The sequence below is a fragment of the Mesosutterella faecium genome (assembly GCF_022809315.2).
GTDB classification, from domain to species: Bacteria; Pseudomonadota; Gammaproteobacteria; order Burkholderiales; family Burkholderiaceae_F; genus Mesosutterella; species Mesosutterella faecium.
In genome coordinates this window covers 1,525,001-1,540,808 of sequence record NZ_JAKZJU020000001.1, presented here as the reverse complement: position 1 = coordinate 1,540,808, position 15,808 = coordinate 1,525,001, and the positions used below count along the sequence as shown (strand labels likewise).

Genomic DNA, 15,808 nt, shown 5'->3' with positions numbered 1-15,808 from the left:
ACGGCCTTAAGGAGTCCGCTGCGGCCTTAACTGCCTTTTAAGCAGCCAGCCTGTGCAAAGCCCCAGGGCGCTCACGGCGATGGCGGAGGCATACGTCAGGGCGTAACCGCCCTCCCGCGACGTCAGGACAAGCAGCGCCGGCCCTGCGAAACTCGCGGCGCAGCAGGCCAGATTCATGAATCCATAGTTTCTGGACAGCTCCCGGGCCCCGAACACATCCGCCACAAAGCTGGGATAGATCGCATTGATGGCGCCGTAGGCGCCGCCCAGGCCGATGCATCCCAGAGCAAAAAGCGCGACCTGTCCCTGGGAAGAGAAAAGCATGGCCGTCAGCCCAAAGACCAGAATGACCACTGCCAGCAGCAGCGTATTGATGCGTCCCAGGAAATCAGAAAGGAGGCCGCCGCAGAATCTCCCGCAGGTGCTGGCCAGGGCCAGCAGCGCCACCACGAAGGAGGCCTGCATCGCCGAAATGCCCAGCTGCCGGGTGGCAATCGGGACGCAGCTGGAGAAAAGCATGAGACTCGCCGTGCAGCTGAGCATCATGAAAATCCACATCAGCCGGAACTCCGGCGTGCGGATCATGTCCTTCCAGACGACCTCGCGCCCCGAGGCGGAATTCTCCGTTCGTGCAGCAGCAGGGCCGCCGCACAGATCCGCCCGGAGAAGAAAAGTCAAAAGCAAAATCAGGCCTCCGGAGCAGACCGCAATGCCCGCCATCGTTTTCGTGATGCCGACCGCCTGCACAAGCGCCGAGGCTAGCGGCGCATAGAGCATGGAACTGAGCCCCCAGGACATCGAGGCAAGGCCGCCTGCAACCCCGCGGTGCCCGGGAAACAAGGCCACGGCCCCGGCCAGCGCACTGCAGAAGATCATGCCTGAGCCTATGCCGAAGAAAATGCCGTAAAACAGAATCAGGAGCCATGGCCGGGGGCTGAACGCCGTGCCGGCCATACCGATCATAAACATCACGGAGCCTGCGGCGATCCCGGCCCGAAGCCCCGCCCTGCGGTGAACCGCGCCCGCCAGCATCATCCCCGCGGGAGAGCCGACGAAGGACAGGCTGAAGGCGAGCGAGAGGCTGGAGGAGGTCACCGGCCTGCCGGTCAGAACGCTCAGGTTGGCTGCGAGGGACTCGCAGAAGACGCTCCAGGCATACAGCGTCCCGCCCAAAAGCAAAATGAGCATGTAAAGCAGCAGCTGGCGAATTCTGGGGCCGTTTTCCTTCATCTGGCCTGAAGGAAGCTTAAATTTTGGAAACCCTGACGACATGAGAAGCCCACTATGGACAAAGCGCGTTCAGGGCATTTTAGTATCAATGGCCTTTATGCCCCTCGATCGCCTGCTTCGCATCCCTCACCGGAGGCGCGCCAAAGAGCCTTTTGTACTCCCGGTTAAACTGCTGGACGCTTTCATATCCAACCTCGAAAGCCGCTTCGGAGGCGCTGCGGCCCTCGCTGATCATCAGTCGCCGGGCTTCGTTGAGCCTGAGCCTCTTCTGGTACTGCAGGGGAGTGATGGAGGTGATGTTGCGGAAATGTTGGTGAAAAGTCGACAGCGCCATGGCTGACAAACCGGCCAGATACTCCACCGAAATGGGCTCCCGGTAGTGGCCTCTGATCCAGGAAACAGCCTTGGCAATCCTCGCCACAGGCAGGCGCGTATCGCAGAACTGCCTCAAATTGATGGCGGCGTTATGAGAAAGCACCAGATAGTGAATGTTTCTGAGCACCCCGGGAAGCATGACCGATCTTTTGGCTTCGCTGTCAGTCAGCTTTAAAAGGTGCGCAAACTCCTCAAGAATTTCTGCCGTGCTGTGGGTCACGAGGAAGCTGCCGGCATCCGCTTCATTATCCTGGCCGGCCTGAACTCTGGGCTCGCCCGAGACTTGCGGCATCAGCTCCGCCAGCAGGAACGGATCCAGCTTGAGGGACATGGAGAGAAAAGGATGCTCCGGGTCGGCCTCAATGCTGAACGCCGTAGGCACATCGACCGACGTCACGACCATGGTTCCGGCCCCGTAAGCGTAGGTCCTGTCGCCCACGCGGACACGCTTTTCCCCCTGCAGGATCAAAGCCGCCGACAGGGTATAGAAGCAGTTCATGTTGATCGTGTCTTCAGTGAGGCAGCTCAGATTCAGCCCCGGTATCACGGTCCAGCTCCGGTTCCCGGCCTTATGGCGGCTTAAAATCTCCTGCTTCAGTTGCCGGCTCCAAAACTCAAGCTCTTCTTTTTCCATCCTAGACTCCCTGTGCCCGCAGGGCCCGAGGCCCGCACAGATCCCGGCATCAGATCACGCCGTTCGTTTTGAGCCAGCTCTGAACTTCGGAACTGGTTTCTGAAACAGCTCCAAAAACCGTCAGGTGCGTCCCAAGCCTGCTCCCGGCAAGCAGCTTCTCAAAGTCCTCTCTGGTATGCATAAGGCCGCCGCCACCATGCGTGTTGGCGGTGAGGACGAAGCGGCCGTCCAGCTTCTGCCCCCGGATCCAGGTCTGCAGCGGCGCGGAAACGTGATGCCACCAGGTGGGCGTTGCAAGGACAATGACGTCGTAGCGCGAGGGATCGAAAGCAAACGGCTTGATCTCCCTCACAATGCCCTTTTCCATTTCCTCCTTCACGATCTTAGTAGTCGGGGTGTAGTCGGCTGGGTAGGGTTTCTTGGTTTCTACCTGATAAAGATCAGCGCCAGTAAAGTGGCGGACGGATTCTGCCAGGCTTCTGGTGTGCCCTGTCTTGGAAAAATAAATCACTGCGACACGGCGCCTGGCGGCCGCGCCGAGCGCCGGCCTAAGCCAGGAGACCCCGCCGAGCGCCATGAAGCCTAAAAACATCCGGCGATTCGTCATGACCTGCTCCTTTCTCAAATTTCACACTGAGCCGCTTGTCCGGCTCTTGTCATGAAGCCATCTTAAGGATGAGCGCGGAACAGATTTGCACAGGGACGACTCAGTTATTGCCTAAAACTCCATGCATGCTCCATTCAACGGCAATGGACAACCTGACAAAAAAAATGCGGGCGCAAAGAAACACCTCAAAGCGGAAAGGGAAAATATCCTGATTTATATATTTGATTTCATATAGATTTATATTATCTTTTTCCGGAGGTCTGCCGATGGTCTTATTTCGATGCCGCAGGAATGTGCAAAAAATGAGGTTGAATCGTACTGACTGAAAATCACGCCTTCTCCTAGCATTTCCTCATCAGCGCCGGACATGAAAAGCATTTGAATCCCCCCGCTTTGAATTTTTATAAAAGGAAGATGCTATGAACAAGGGAAAAACTTTAACCGCGGTCGCCGCCTGCCTGATTACGGGAGCCGCGCTGGCCGCCAGCCCCAACAAGACCTTTGACCTTACCGACACCCCCAAGGCCAATCCTTTCGGACTGGTTTACCGCGGAGCCATCACCCGCAACATGGAAGGCCGCGTAAACATACATCCCGTCACTTACAAGCTTCATGGCCTCACCATCTCGGCAAACGTCTATACCCCGGCCGGCTATGATCCCAAAAAGACCTACCCTGCCATTACGGTCGCTCATCCGAACGGGGGCGTCAAGGAGCAGGTGGCCGGTCTTTACGCGCAGCGTCTGGCCGAGCTGGGCTATATCACAATTGCCGCAGACGCCTCCTATCAGGGACACAGCGAAGGCGAGCCGCGCAATACCGACAAGCCCCAGTTCCGCACGGAAGATATCCACGGCATGGCCGATTACCTGTCCAAGTATCCCGGAGTTGACCCCAGCCGTCTTGGCGCCCTTGGAATCTGCGGCGGAGGCGGCTACACCATCAACGCTGCCAAATCCGACAAGAGGTTCAAGGCCGTCGCCACGCTGTCCATGTTCAATTCCGGCGAGGTCCGCCGAAACGGCTTCATGAACTCAGCGGTGAAAACGATCAATGAGCGCATGAAGCAGGCAAGCGACGCACGAGCACTGATGGCTACGACCGGCAAAGTGCTCTACAGCGGCGAAGTGGACTACTCCAAGGTCACCAATGAGTCGCTGAAGTCCGTTCCTACGGACCTTTACCGTGAAGGCATCGTCTACTACGGCTTCACTCACCGGGCCGAAGGCTCCAGCTTCCGCTATACGACCGAAAGCCTCATGGACCTGATGACCTGGGATGCCCGCGATCAGGTCAATCTCATCACGGCTCCCCTCCTCATGATTGCCGGCAGCGGCGCTGACACGCTGTACATGTCCAAAGAGGTCTTTTCAATGGCGACCGGCGCGAAGGACAAGGAGCTTTACCTGATTCCCGGCGCTTCTCATATCGAGACCTACTGGGTGCCGCGCTACGTTGATCAGGCTGTGGCAAAGCTCAATGATTTCTACAAGAAGCATCTCTGATTGAACCGGCCCCGCTCCCTTCCTGCCGGAAGGGAGCTTTTCTATTTTTTGACGAAAGCCGTACCTGAGAGTTCAGAAAGGGACCGCGTCCGCAGGGCTGCAGAGGGAAAGCGCCTTCAAAGGCTGCCGGCTGCGACGATAAGAACAAACAGCGGGCTGACCACGCCAATCATGATTCGGACAAACAAAAGCGCGCCCCTGCTCATCGGGCGGGCGCTCTGCAGCTCCTGCTTCATGGATTTCCAGCCGGCCCATGCCGCCGCTATGGCGATGCCAAAGCTCGAGAGAGGCATGCCGATATTGCTGGTCACGTAATCCAGGAGATCGAAGATATTCTTTCCGAAAAGCTTGACCTCGCTCCAGGGTCCGAAGGAAAGCGTGGCGCAAAGCCCGACAGCGGCGCACCCTGCCAGGGTGATCAAAATGGCCCTTCGGCGGGAAAGCTCAAAGCGCCGCGTCATCAGCGCCGTACACGCTTCAAGCATGGACACCGATGAAGTCAGCGCTGCTACAAACAGGCAGATATAAAAGAAAACTGCGAAAAAATGACCAAACGGCATCTGGGCGAAAATAGCAGGCATGGTCACAAATGTCAGCCCGGGGCCTGCCGTCGGATCCAGATGAAAGGCAAAAACAGCCGGCAGAATCATCAGGCCGCCCAGGATGGCCGATGCGATCGCCAGCGTGGCAACCCAGGCTACGGAATTAGGCAGGTCGGCCTTGGGGTCCAGGTATGAGCCGTAGGTGATCATCGTGCCTGCTCCGAGCGAGAGGGAAAAGAAGCAGAAGCCCATGGCATTGAAAAGCGCCGAGGCATTGAAGTCTGACCACCGGGGAGCAAACAAATATTTGACTCCTTCCAGCCCGCCAGGAAGCGTGACGCCCCGGACAATAAGAATCAGCATGAGAATAAAAAGCGCCGGCATCAGGATTTTCGCAACGCGTTCTATTCCTGACTGAATGCCTCTAAGAACCACCAGAGCTGTGGCTCCGAGGAAAGCCAGAAGAAACAGATAGCTCTCAGGCGCGTTGGAGACAAAATCACCGAAATACGATCCCAGCAGCGACGCATCGCTGATCAGCCCCCGTCCCGACAAAGCGTCAATCAAATACTTAAGGCACCAGCCTCCCACACAGGAATAAAAGGACAGAATCAAAAATACGGTGAAAACGCCTATGCCGCCGAAAATACCCCAGCCCCGTCCGCAGACCCGGTTCAGGCTTTCCATTGGCCCGGCCCGCCCCGCCCTTCCCATGGCAAATTCAGCCATCAGCAGCGAAACGCCGACCGTCAGCGTGAAAAAGATATAAGGGAGCATAAAAACCGAACCGCCGTTCGTGCCTGCCATATAGGGGAACTTCCAAATGGCTCCAAGCCCCACCGCGGATCCGGCGCTGGCCAGAATAAAACCAAGCCTCGATCCCCAGCCTGCCTGTTTTTCCGTCATATGTTTTCCTAGACTCTTAAAAATTGAATCACCCCGGATTCACGAACAGGGCGTAACGACACATGGACACCTGCAGAAATATAAACGTTTTTGCGGCCGCTCAGAGAGCTCCCCTTCACATTTGTTAGAGCAACGCGATAATGTCACGGAAAACTACGGGACTATGTCATGGTCCGGCAACGCGACTCTGTCATAAGCCGGCAATCTGCATGACAGCCCCCGGCAAAGCGATTTTGTCACACAATCACTTCAGAGAGCCTGTTTTTTAGGAGTCGCACATGAAAAACTCGCTTCCTGAAAGAGCCCCGAAGTCCCAGACCGGCACAGAGGAGATTTTCGAACAGGTCGCCTACGGCCTGCTCTCGGTGCCGGAGGCAGCCAAAGCGATGAAGCTGAGCATTCGCCAGTTCTATCGCAGGCTGGCCGCCTGGAAAAGGGGCGAAGCCGCAGATCCGCCCCATGGCAACAAAGGGCGGCCCCCGAGCAACCGCCTGCCAGACGATATTCGTTTAAAAATCATAGAACTGGCAGTTACAAAATATCAGGATTTCCCTCCGACGCTCCTGACTCAGTACCTTGTGAAAAACGAAGGGATCAAAGTGTCGAAGGAAACTGTTCGAAAGATTCTGAGAGAACTCAGCCCTCAGGCCTCAGAGCAGGGGCTCAGAAGAGCCGGTCATTTTCTGAGGCGCAGAAGGTCAAGGTTCGGCGAGCTGGTTCAGATCGACGGCAGCCCGCACAGATGGTTCGGCCCCGGTCAGAAAGAGTGCTCATTAATCGCGTTCATTGACGATGCGACCGGCAGAATCGCCGCTGCCGGGTTCTTTCCCTCGGAGACCGCGGCGGGCTATATGACCGTGCTGCTCCAATACATCAGGGCGCACGGAATCCCCCTTGCGCTATACAGCGATCGGCACGGCACTTTCCGCGCGTTGGCTCAGGGCCGGTCCAAAAATGTAGAGGGCACACAGTTTCAGAGAGTCTGCGACAAGCTTCAGATCGAGCAGATATTCGCTCAGAGCCCGCAGGCAAAAGGCCGGATAGAACGCCTGTTCAAGACGCTGCAGGGGCGCTGGCCGCATGAGTTCAGGGTCATGGGAATCGAAGACATGGCCACCGCCAATCAGCGCATGGACGAACTGATCAGGGATTTCAATCAGCGGTTTGGAATCGACCCAAGAGAACCCCTGAGCGCAAACTGTGCGGTGGCTGAAGAAAGTATGCCCGAGATTGAACGCATATGCGCCTGGTGGCACGAACGCGTTCTGAGCAAATCTCTGAGCGTCTCCTTCGGGGGGTCGATCCTGCAGCTCAAGAATGCGAGCGCTCGGAAGTTTGAGCTGATGGGCAAGAAAGTCAGCGTCATCGAGTACCCGGATGGCCGTGCGCCGGAAATGGTCTACCGGGATGCACGGGGCAAAGAACATCTGCTCTGCTTTGAAGCCCGGAAAAGAAAAACGCTCGAGCGCACGGAATACCTTGAGTCATCGAAGACCATAGACGCATGCCTGGATCGAATCATTGAGAAGGAAGATTTGCGACCCAACGGCTTCGTCATGAAGCTGGAATGCGAAATGGCTGAAGCGAAGCAACGGCAGGCCCAGAGAAAAGAGCGTGACCAAAAGGCCCGTGAACTCGAAGAAAAGCTGAAGCAGCGGAAAAACAGATCTGGCAAATAATGAAATCAACACAGGCTCTCAGAAGATCTTTTTTCCCAACCTGCCCACAGCCCGCACGGGCTTCAGCCCATTTGAGGCGAGCGCCCGACAGAGCGTGGGCAGGGTGTTCTCCATGAAGACGATAAAGGGCCCCAGGGGGCTCTCAATTTCTGTCTTTGGCGGAGAATTTTTGGTGTCATAATCGCTTTGCTAGGGTGTGACATAGTCCCGTTGTGCTGGCATGTGACATTTTCCCTTTGCTCTAACAGAGCTCCCCTTCACATTCGTCCTGGAAAAGAGGCAAGGCGCCTTGTCCTCAAGCCCGGGCCACCACTTTTTCGGCACCCCCGGCCTGGACGGCAGCCAGACTCTCAGGCTACCTGCACAAACAGAGCAACGGTCACAACCACCGCGGCCACGGAAAGGAGCAGGTTCTTTTTAAAAGCGGAGAGAATCGCGCTGCGGCCCCCCGAGATTCGGAAGGAAAGAGGTCATGAAGATCGGGACGGTCAGCGAAACCATCTCGCAGCTGAGCACCAGGCTGCTCTCATCGAGCAGAAAGCCCAGAATTCCAGGCACCTCTCACCCAACAGCCATTTCGCGCCGGTCTCTTTAGCCAAACCAGTGGCAACAGTCACGTTTGCTGTTCTTATAGAAAAAAACTGGAGGCCTAAGCCTCCAATTTTTTTATTCAATCATGAGAATAAATGATCATTCCCACTCAATCGTCGCCGGCGGCTTTCCGGAGATGTCGTAGCAAACCCGGTTAATTCCCTTCACCTCGTTGATGATGCGGTTGGAAACCTTGCCGAGCAGATCATAGGGAAGCTGCGACCATTTGGCAGTCATAAAGTCCGTCGTCTCGACTGACCTCAGCGCCACAACATAATCGTAAGTGCGCCCGTCGCCCATCACGCCGACGGAACGAACAGGCAGAAACACCGCAAAGGCCTGAGAAACCTTGTCATACCAGCCTGCCGCACGCAGCTCATCAATAAAGATGGCGTCGGCGCGCTTCAGGAGGTCTGCATATTCGCGCTTCACCTCGCCCAGAATGCGCACGCCAAGCCCCGGCCCCGGGAAAGGATGGCGGAAAACCATCTCGCGCGGAAGCCCGAGCTGAAGACCCAGTTCGCGCACCTCGTCCTTGAAAAGTCCACGGATGGGCTCAAGCAGCTGGAGGTGCATATCGGGGGGAAGGCCGCCTACATTGTGATGCGACTTAATGACCTTCGCCTTCTTCGTGTTGGCAGCTGCGGACTCGATCACGTCAGGATAGATGGTCCCCTGAGCAAGCCACCTGGCGCCGGTCAGTTTCTTCGCTTCGGCCTGGAAGCATTCCACGAAATCGCGGCCGATGATCTTGCGCTTCTTCTCCGGGTCCGTCACTCCCTTGAGATCAGAAAGGAACTTTTCAGAGGCATCCACCATCACGAGCTTCATGCCCATGTTCTTTTCAAACGTCTCGCGCACCTGCTCGGCCTCGTTGAGCCGAAGCAGCCCGTGATCGACAAAGACGCAGGTGAGCTGGTTGCCGATCGCGCGGTGAATGAGGGCCGCCGTTACAGACGAATCCACGCCGCCGGAAAGACCGAGGATCACCTCATCCTTGCCCACCTTGCGGCGAATTTCCTCAATCGCCTCTTTGGCAAAATTGCCCATTTCCCAGTCAGGCTTGCATCCGCAGATATCCAAAACAAACCGCTGCAGGATTTCGCGCCCTTTTTCGGTATGGGTCACCTCTGGATGGAACTGAACTCCGTAAAAGCGCCGGGACTCGTCAGCCATTGCTGCAATCGGGCAGGAAGGCGTCGAAGCCATGACCACAAACCCCTTAGGGAGCTCCGACACCCGGTCGCCGTGGCTCATCCAGACCTTCAGCATCCCTTCGCCGTTCGGCCCCTTGAAGTCTTCAATCCCCTCGAGAAGCTTCGTGTGATTGCGGGCGCGGACCTCCGCGTAACCGAATTCGCGCTTGGTTCCGGGCTCAACTTTTCCGCCCAGCTGCTCCGCCATCGTCTGCATGCCGTAGCAGATGCCCAGCACAGGGACCCCGGCATTAAACACTGCCGGGCTGACCTGATCCGTCGACTCCTCATAGGCGCTCATATAGGAGCCGGAAAGAATGATGCCGCTCGGATTGAATTTCCGGATGAAATCCTCGCCGACGTCATTGGCGTGAACTTCGCAATACACATGGGCTTCGCGCACGCGTCTGGCGATCAGCTGGGTCACCTGACTGCCGAAGTCAAGAATCAAAATGCGGTCGTGGTTCATGAATTCTCTTTCAATGAGGCTGTTGCACAAACAAAAAAGCGGGCATCCCGCAGCCCTTGAACCCAATGTTCCAAGAGCCCTGGATGCCCGTCATTTTAGCCTATCAGACCTGTGATCAGATCACTGCTGATGGTAGTTCGGAGCTTCCTTAGTGATCTTCACGTCATGGACGTGAGACTCGCGCATGCCGGCAGCCGTGATCTCCACGAAGCAGGCCTTCTTGCGCATGTCGTCGATGGTCGGGCAGCCGCAGTAGCCCATGGAGGAATGCAGCCCGCCCATCAGCTGGTAAATAATCGAGGCGACCGGTCCCTTGTACGCAACCATGCCTTCAATGCCCTCGGGCACAAACTTGGAAATATTGCCCTGGTTGTTGTCCTGGAAGTAGCGGTCGGCAGACCCGTGGCTCATGGCTCCGAGCGAGCCCATGCCGCGATAGGACTTGAAGGTGCGGCCCTGGGAAAGGATCACTTCACCGGGGGCCTCGTCAGTGCCCGCGAACATCGAGCCCATCATCACGGAATACGCGCCGGCTGCAAGGGCCTTGGCGATATCGCCGGAGAAGCGGATGCCGCCGTCGGCGATAAGGGGAACGTCCGAGTCCTTGAGGGCCTCGGCGACGTTGGCGATAGCCGTAATCTGGGGAACGCCGACGCCGGCCACAATGCGGGTCGTGCAGATGGAGCCAGGCCCAATGCCGACCTTCACAGCGTCGGCGCCATGATCCACCAGGGCCCGGGCCGCGTCACCGGTCGCAATGTTGCCGCCAATGACCTGCACATTGGGATAATTCTTCTTGACCCACTCGACGCGGTCGAGCACACCCTGGGAATGTCCGTGAGCGGTATCGACGCAAAGAACGTCCACGCCGGCGTCCACCAGGGCCTCGATGCGCTCTTCGGTTCCAGCGCCGACAGAAACGGCAGCGCCGCACACCAGTTTGCCGGATGCATCGTAGCAGGCGTTCGGATATTCCGAGGCCTTCACGATATCCCGAACCGTCATCAGGCCGGCCAGCTTAAAGTCATCGTCCACCACGATGACGCGCTCAAGGCGGTGAGCGTGCATGAGAGCCTTGGCCTCATTGAGGCTCGCGCCCTTCTTCACGACAACCAGGCGGTCGCGGGGAGTCATCACTTCCGAGACAGGGGCATCATGGCGGTCTTCAAAACGCAGATCGCGGTTCGTCACCATGCCCAGAACCGTCCGGTCTTCAGCCACAACAGGGAAGCCGGAAATGTGGCGCGCATGGGAGAGGCGCAGAACATCACCCACCGTCATCTGGGGAGAAACGGTAATGGGATCGTTCACGATGCCCGCTTCGTAACGCTTGACCTTGCGGACTTCTGCGGCCTGGGCCTGCGCAGACATGTTCTTGTGAATGATGCCGATGCCGCCCTGCTCTGCCAGAGCAATTGCCAGCCGCGATTCAGTCACGGTATCCATTGCGGCAGAAACGAGCGGAATGTTCAAAGAGATGGTGCGAGTCAGCTTGGTTTTCAGGGAAGTCTCCCGCGGGAGAACATTTGAATACGCCGGGACAAGAAGCACGTCATCGAAAGTGAGGGCCTTCTGAAGGATTCGCATCGTTAACCTCTACGCAAAAAAAAAAGAACCGCTGGCTGGGATACTGCCGGGACCGGGGGCATCAGCTGGGGAACTGCTATGCGAAACCCGGTTATAGGTTAACGGTGTATTTTATATTGAAAACTTTTAGTTTGTCAAGTTCAAAAGTAGAGGCCGAGATACTCGGAAATGAAGAAAAAAGTCCGGCAAGGACAGCCGGCAGGACTCCCTTTTGACAAAGCAGGAGCAGTTGGGAGAAAATTCGCCTTCTATGACAGGAGCGTTCATCGCCGGATGAACGCAGGCACCTGAAATCATGCGCAGGCAGTGCCGTTGGGCACGAAGCATGGTTTCGGGTGCTTTTTTTTTACTTTTCTGAAGAAGCGGAGACTATGAGCTGGGCCTATCTTTTCATCGCGGGACTGTGCGAAATCTGGTGGGCGGTTGGACTGAAGTTCACCGAGGGATTCACTAAGCTCGTGCCGAGCGCGGTCACAATCGTCGGCATGATCGCAAGCTTTTATTTTCTGTCGGGCGCAGTAAAGACGCTGCCACTGGGAATCGCCTATGCAATTTGGACCGGCATTGGAAGCGTCGGCACCATTGTCGTGAGCGTACTCCTCTTCGGGGATGAACTGACACTGGGGCAAATAGGCTGCCTCGTGATGATCGTGGGCGGCATTGTCGGCCTGAGACTGCTGGGATGACGGGAGGGATTGGCAGGACCGAGACACTAAAAAATCCCTGAAAACAGAAATTTTCAGGGATTCCGGACAAGCCCCCCTTTCCGTCCGAAGGCGGAAAGGGAAAACTGGAGAAATTACTTCTTCAGCTGAGCCTTGATGTAGTCGGCGACGTGGTAGCCGTATACAGCAGCGTTCGTCAGCTGTGCACCGCCCACGTAGTCGTCATAGAACAGACCGCCGGCCGCATTGCCGATAGCAAAAAGTCCGGGGATGGGCTGATTTTCGGTATCGAGCACCTGGGCGTTCGTGTTGACGAGCGGGCCGCCGAAAGTCGCCGTCATGCCGCCCTGGAACGGAACCGCATAGAACGGAGCCTTCTTGACAGGATAGGCCTTCGGGAGAGTATTCGGCGGAACCAGCTTGCCGCGGGTGTTGTTGTCGTTCGCAGCGTTGTAATCCTTGACGATCTTCACGAGCTTCTTCGGATCGAGACCGGCCTTCTTAGCGAGCTCTTCAATCGTGTCAGCCTTGTAGACAGGGGCGCGGTTGCGGGCGTAAGAATTCCAGTCGTTGGCAAGCATCTTCAGGTTATGGACATCATCGTCCACAATCATGAAAGCCCAGTTGTCCTTCGTCATGGCAGCGGTATCGCGGGACATCTGCACATAAGTCTGGCCTTCATCCGTGAAGCGCTCGGTCTTTTCCTTCGAAACGCAGATGCCCTTGTTCACGATGTTAAGCGGGTTGGCACCGGTAGGACCGTGAATCGGGCCGCAGTGATACTGGTCGACGTTCACAATCTTCGGCATGAAGGGCTGGGTGAGGACGATGTTCTCACCGGCGATGATGCGGGATCCGCGGATCGGCATCTTGGCCGCTGCAGAGCCGGCGTACATCGTCACCATCGCCTGGTTGGCGGAATAGCCGCCGGTGGCGAGAATGACGCCCGCACGGGAATGGATCTCGGAATAACCGGTCTTCGTCTTGACCTTGACGCCGTCAATCACGCCCTTGGAATTCTGCAGGAGCTTGACAACCTTGGTGTTGAAGAGCATCGGAACGCCGAGGCTCTTCGCCTTGGCCTGGAGATACAGGGCGAGCTGGCTGCCGCCAGGCTGCGTCGGTCCAACAACGAGGTGAGCACGGGTGAGCATCGGGAAAACGAGCTTCATGCCGGCCTTGAACTTCACGCCGCAGTAATCAGACATCCACTCAAGAGTCTTGTCGCAGTTGTCGACGAGATAGCGGGTCAAGGCAGGGTCACCGTGTCCCTTGGAAACCTTGATCATGTCGTCGTAGAACTTGTCGGCAGAGTCGCCGGAGATGCCGGCTTCCTTCTGCATCTTGGTGTTCGTGCCAAGCATGAATCCGGCGGCGTAAATCGTGTTGCCGGCAGAATCTCCCATCTTTTCAAGAAGAATAGGCTTCAGGCCAATCTGAGCGGCCCTGACGGCGCAGACAAGGCCGCCGCAGCCAGCGCCGACAATAATCATGTCGTAGCGGCCGCCCTCAGCCTTTTTAGCAGCCTTTTTGCCGGCGGCCTCAGCAGCGCCGCTCGTCAGAGCAGCAGCGCCGACTGCAGACAGCGCAGCCGTTTTAAAGAAACTTCTTCTGGATTGATTCTGCATTATTCTCTCCCAAAATTAATACAGTGCAACCTGTAAAGGTGACGAGGCCAGATTGAATAATGGCCCCAATCGGTCAGACACTCTACTCTTTCTATTTAAATTTTCAATAAAAGAAGAATAAGACAAGGGAAATCTGCTATAGACAAGTCGACAACGGCGGGATAAGAACCGAGCCGGCCAGACGGGACGAAAAAGTCGAAAAACCAACAGGCCCGCAGGTCTCATGAAGAGCAAAAGCTCAGGTCCTGGTCAAAGATTCAATGGATCCGGCGTCATGCTGCCGGCTTCTGTCTGACAGAGACAGCTTTAGGCTCTGCAGCCGCCCAAAACCGATGCCGCTTCTATGTGGAGGATAAGGAAAAGCCCCTCCGGGCGGATGTCCGGAGGGGCTTGATGGAGGAGCCTGACGGTGACCTACTTTCACCAGAAATACAACTGACTATCATCGGCGCGAAGGCGTTTCACTGTCCTGTTCGGAATGGGAAGGAGTGGGGCCGCCCTGCTGTGGCCGTCAGGCAAAGGCTTTGGCTCCTGTCTGCGGAAATGATTACGCAGGCACGAACCGAATGGCTTTCGGAAGGAATGAGACTTTCTAGGGCGCGACTGCTTTTCTTCACGCCTTGCTTTTCCCTTTTCAAAACCTCTGCAGCTTCTTTCTTCAAGCAGCACGGTTATAGGATCAAGCCGCACGGGCAATTAGTACTGGTTAGCTCCACGCCTCGCGGCGCTTCCACACCCAGCCTATCAACGTCCTGGTCTAGAACGACCCTTCAGTGAGGTCAAGCCTCAGGGAAGACTCATCTTCAGGCAAGTTTCCCGCTTAGATGCTTTCAGCGGTTATCTCTTCCGCACGTAGCTACCCGGCAATGCGACTGGCGTCACAACCGGTACACCAGAGGTGCGTCCACTCCGGTCCTCTCGTACTAGGAGCAGCCCCTGTCAATCTTCCAGCGCCCGCGGTAGATAGGGACCAAACTGTCTCACGACGTTTTAAACCCAGCTCACGTACCTCTTTAAATGGCGAACAGCCATACCCTTGGGACCGGCTACAGCCCCAGGATGAGATGAGCCGACATCGAGGTGCCAAACACCGCCGTCGATATGAACTCTTGGGCGGTATCAGCCTGTTATCCCCAGAGTACCTTTTATCCGTTGAGCGATGGCCCTTCCATTCAGTGCCACCGGATCACTATGACCTGCTTTCGCATCTGCTCGACTTGTAGGTCTCGCAGTCAGGCACGCTTTTCCCATTGCAGTATCCGCACGATTTCCGACCGTGCTTAGCGTACCTTCGCACTCCTCCGTTACCCTTTAGGAGGAGACCGCCCCAGTCAAACTGCCCACCATGCACGGTCCCCGGCCAGGTTTACTGGCTTAGGTTAGAACCTCAAACAAATCAGGGCGGTATTTCAACGTCGGCTCCAAGCGGACTAGCATCCGCTTTTCACAGCCTCCCGCCTATCCTACACAGATCGGTTCAAAGTCCAATGCAAAGCTGCAGTTAAGGTTCATGGGGTCTTTCCGTCTAGCCGCGGGGAGATTGCATCATCACAAACATTTCAATTTCACTGAGTCTCGGGAGGAGACAGTGTGGCCATCATTATGCCATTCGTGCAGGTCGGAACTTGCCCGACAAGGAATTTCGCTACCTTAGGACCGTTATAGTTACGGCCGCCGTTTACTGGGACTTCGATCAGAGGCTTGCACCTCATCAATTAATCTTCCAGCACCGGGCAGGCATCACGCCCTATACGTCGACTTTCATCTTTGCAGAGCGCTGTGTTTTTAGTAAACAGTTGCAGCCACCGATTCTCTGAGGCCCCTTCGCCCTCAGGGTTTCTCTCCCTTCAAGCTACCAGGGCACACCTTATTCCGAAGTTACGGTGTCAATTTGCCGAGTTCCTTCTCCCGAGTTCTCTCAAGCGCCTGAGCATATTCAGCTCACCCACCTGTGTCGGTTTACGGTACGGTCGGCGTTGAACTGAAGCTTAGAGGGTTTTCCTGGAAGCGCTTCAAGTGGCTTCGCCTTCATAAAGAAGGCCCGATTCTTCGTCCTGGATATTCGACAGCGGATTTGCCTGCTGCCATCCATCGCTCGAAAGCCGGGACGTCCAACACCCGGTCCACTCTGGCTGCTCCGTCACCCCATCGCATTCAACGCCGGTTCAGGAATATTGACCTGATTCCCATCAGC

Annotated in this window: 10 protein-coding genes and 2 rRNA genes (1 of these 12 only partly in view); 3 read left to right on the top strand and 9 right to left on the bottom strand. The window is 56.4% G+C overall.

The window, feature by feature from the left end:
* Positions 1–6: 6 nt before the first annotated feature.
* The 3 genes from MUN46_RS07110 to MUN46_RS07100 all read right to left on the bottom strand — a co-directional run bounded on the left by MUN46_RS07110 (position 7) and on the right by MUN46_RS07100 (position 2,846).
* Positions 7–1,230: an MFS transporter gene (locus MUN46_RS07110; protein ID WP_243377383.1), complete on the bottom strand. Its 1,224-nt coding sequence runs from the start codon at positions 1,228–1,230 to the stop codon at positions 7–9.
* Between the two features lie 85 nt (positions 1,231–1,315).
* A complete protein-coding gene (locus MUN46_RS07105) occupies positions 1,316–2,239 on the bottom strand; it encodes an AraC family transcriptional regulator (RefSeq protein ID WP_243377382.1) in 924 nt (307 codons plus the stop codon).
* Between the two features lie 49 nt (positions 2,240–2,288).
* On the bottom strand, positions 2,289–2,846 hold the full coding sequence (locus MUN46_RS07100; protein WP_243377381.1) for a flavodoxin: 558 nt from the start codon (positions 2,844–2,846) through the stop codon (positions 2,289–2,291).
* Between the two features lie 419 nt (positions 2,847–3,265).
* Between MUN46_RS07100 and MUN46_RS07095 the strand changes: the two genes are divergently transcribed.
* Positions 3,266–4,351 carry an alpha/beta hydrolase gene (locus MUN46_RS07095; protein WP_243377380.1) on the top strand — a complete coding sequence of 362 codons (1,086 nt, stop codon included), beginning with the start codon at positions 3,266–3,268 and terminating at the stop codon, positions 4,349–4,351.
* Positions 4,352–4,467: 116 nt separating this feature from the next.
* Here the strand turns inward: MUN46_RS07095 and MUN46_RS07090 are convergent, their stop codons facing one another.
* Positions 4,468–5,799 carry a sodium-dependent transporter gene (locus tag MUN46_RS07090; protein WP_243377379.1) on the bottom strand — a complete coding sequence of 444 codons (1,332 nt, stop codon included), beginning with the start codon at positions 5,797–5,799 and terminating at the stop codon, positions 4,468–4,470.
* Between the two features lie 278 nt (positions 5,800–6,077).
* On the opposite strand from MUN46_RS07090, the gene MUN46_RS07085 reads away from it, so the two are divergent.
* Positions 6,078–7,478: an ISNCY family transposase gene (locus tag MUN46_RS07085; protein WP_285230533.1), complete on the top strand. Its 1,401-nt coding sequence runs from the start codon at positions 6,078–6,080 to the stop codon at positions 7,476–7,478.
* Positions 7,479–8,168: 690 nt separating this feature from the next.
* On the opposite strand, the gene guaA is transcribed toward MUN46_RS07085, so the two are convergent.
* Positions 8,169–9,734: a glutamine-hydrolyzing GMP synthase gene (gene guaA, locus MUN46_RS07080; protein WP_243377745.1), complete on the bottom strand. Its 1,566-nt coding sequence runs from the start codon at positions 9,732–9,734 to the stop codon at positions 8,169–8,171.
* A gap of 120 nt (positions 9,735–9,854) precedes the next feature.
* Entirely contained in the window at positions 9,855–11,321 is a 1,467-nt protein-coding gene (guaB, locus tag MUN46_RS07075) for an IMP dehydrogenase (RefSeq protein WP_243377744.1), read from the bottom strand.
* A gap of 371 nt (positions 11,322–11,692) precedes the next feature.
* Here guaB and MUN46_RS07070 point away from each other — a divergent pair, with 371 nt between their 5' ends.
* Positions 11,693–12,007, top strand: coding sequence for a DMT family transporter (locus MUN46_RS07070; RefSeq protein WP_243377743.1), 315 nt, complete (start codon positions 11,693–11,695; stop codon positions 12,005–12,007).
* A 113-nt stretch (positions 12,008–12,120) separates the two neighbouring features.
* Here MUN46_RS07070 and MUN46_RS07065 read toward each other — a convergent pair whose 3' ends face one another.
* The 3 genes from MUN46_RS07065 to MUN46_RS07055 form a co-directional block, all read right to left on the bottom strand.
* Positions 12,121–13,614 carry an FAD-dependent oxidoreductase gene (locus MUN46_RS07065; RefSeq protein WP_243377742.1) on the bottom strand — a complete coding sequence of 498 codons (1,494 nt, stop codon included), beginning with the start codon at positions 13,612–13,614 and terminating at the stop codon, positions 12,121–12,123.
* 401 nt (positions 13,615–14,015) lie between these two features.
* A 5S ribosomal RNA gene (gene rrf, locus MUN46_RS07060) occupies positions 14,016–14,130 on the bottom strand.
* A gap of 159 nt (positions 14,131–14,289) precedes the next feature.
* Positions 14,290–15,808, bottom strand: a 23S ribosomal RNA gene (locus MUN46_RS07055) (it continues 1,366 nt past the right edge of the window).

Excerpts from the sequence above, each read along its gene's own strand:
- MUN46_RS07110 (WP_243377383.1), bottom strand. The coding sequence starts at position 1,230 with ATGAAGGAAAACGGCCCCAGAATTCGCCAGCTGCTGCTTTACATGCTC.
- MUN46_RS07105 (WP_243377382.1), bottom strand. The coding sequence starts at position 2,239 with ATGGAAAAAGAAGAGCTTGAGTTTTGGAGCCGGCAACTGAAGCAGGAG.
- MUN46_RS07100 (WP_243377381.1), bottom strand. The coding sequence starts at position 2,846 with ATGACGAATCGCCGGATGTTTTTAGGCTTCATGGCGCTCGGCGGGGTC.
- MUN46_RS07095 (WP_243377380.1), top strand. The coding sequence starts at position 3,266 with ATGAACAAGGGAAAAACTTTAACCGCGGTCGCCGCCTGCCTGATTACG.
- MUN46_RS07090 (WP_243377379.1), bottom strand. The coding sequence starts at position 5,799 with ATGACGGAAAAACAGGCAGGCTGGGGATCGAGGCTTGGTTTTATTCTG.
- MUN46_RS07085 (WP_285230533.1), top strand. The coding sequence starts at position 6,078 with ATGAAAAACTCGCTTCCTGAAAGAGCCCCGAAGTCCCAGACCGGCACA.
- guaA (WP_243377745.1), bottom strand. The coding sequence starts at position 9,734 with ATGAACCACGACCGCATTTTGATTCTTGACTTCGGCAGTCAGGTGACC.
- guaB (WP_243377744.1), bottom strand. The coding sequence starts at position 11,321 with ATGCGAATCCTTCAGAAGGCCCTCACTTTCGATGACGTGCTTCTTGTC.
- MUN46_RS07070 (WP_243377743.1), top strand. The coding sequence starts at position 11,693 with ATGAGCTGGGCCTATCTTTTCATCGCGGGACTGTGCGAAATCTGGTGG.
- MUN46_RS07065 (WP_243377742.1), bottom strand. The coding sequence starts at position 13,614 with ATGCAGAATCAATCCAGAAGAAGTTTCTTTAAAACGGCTGCGCTGTCT.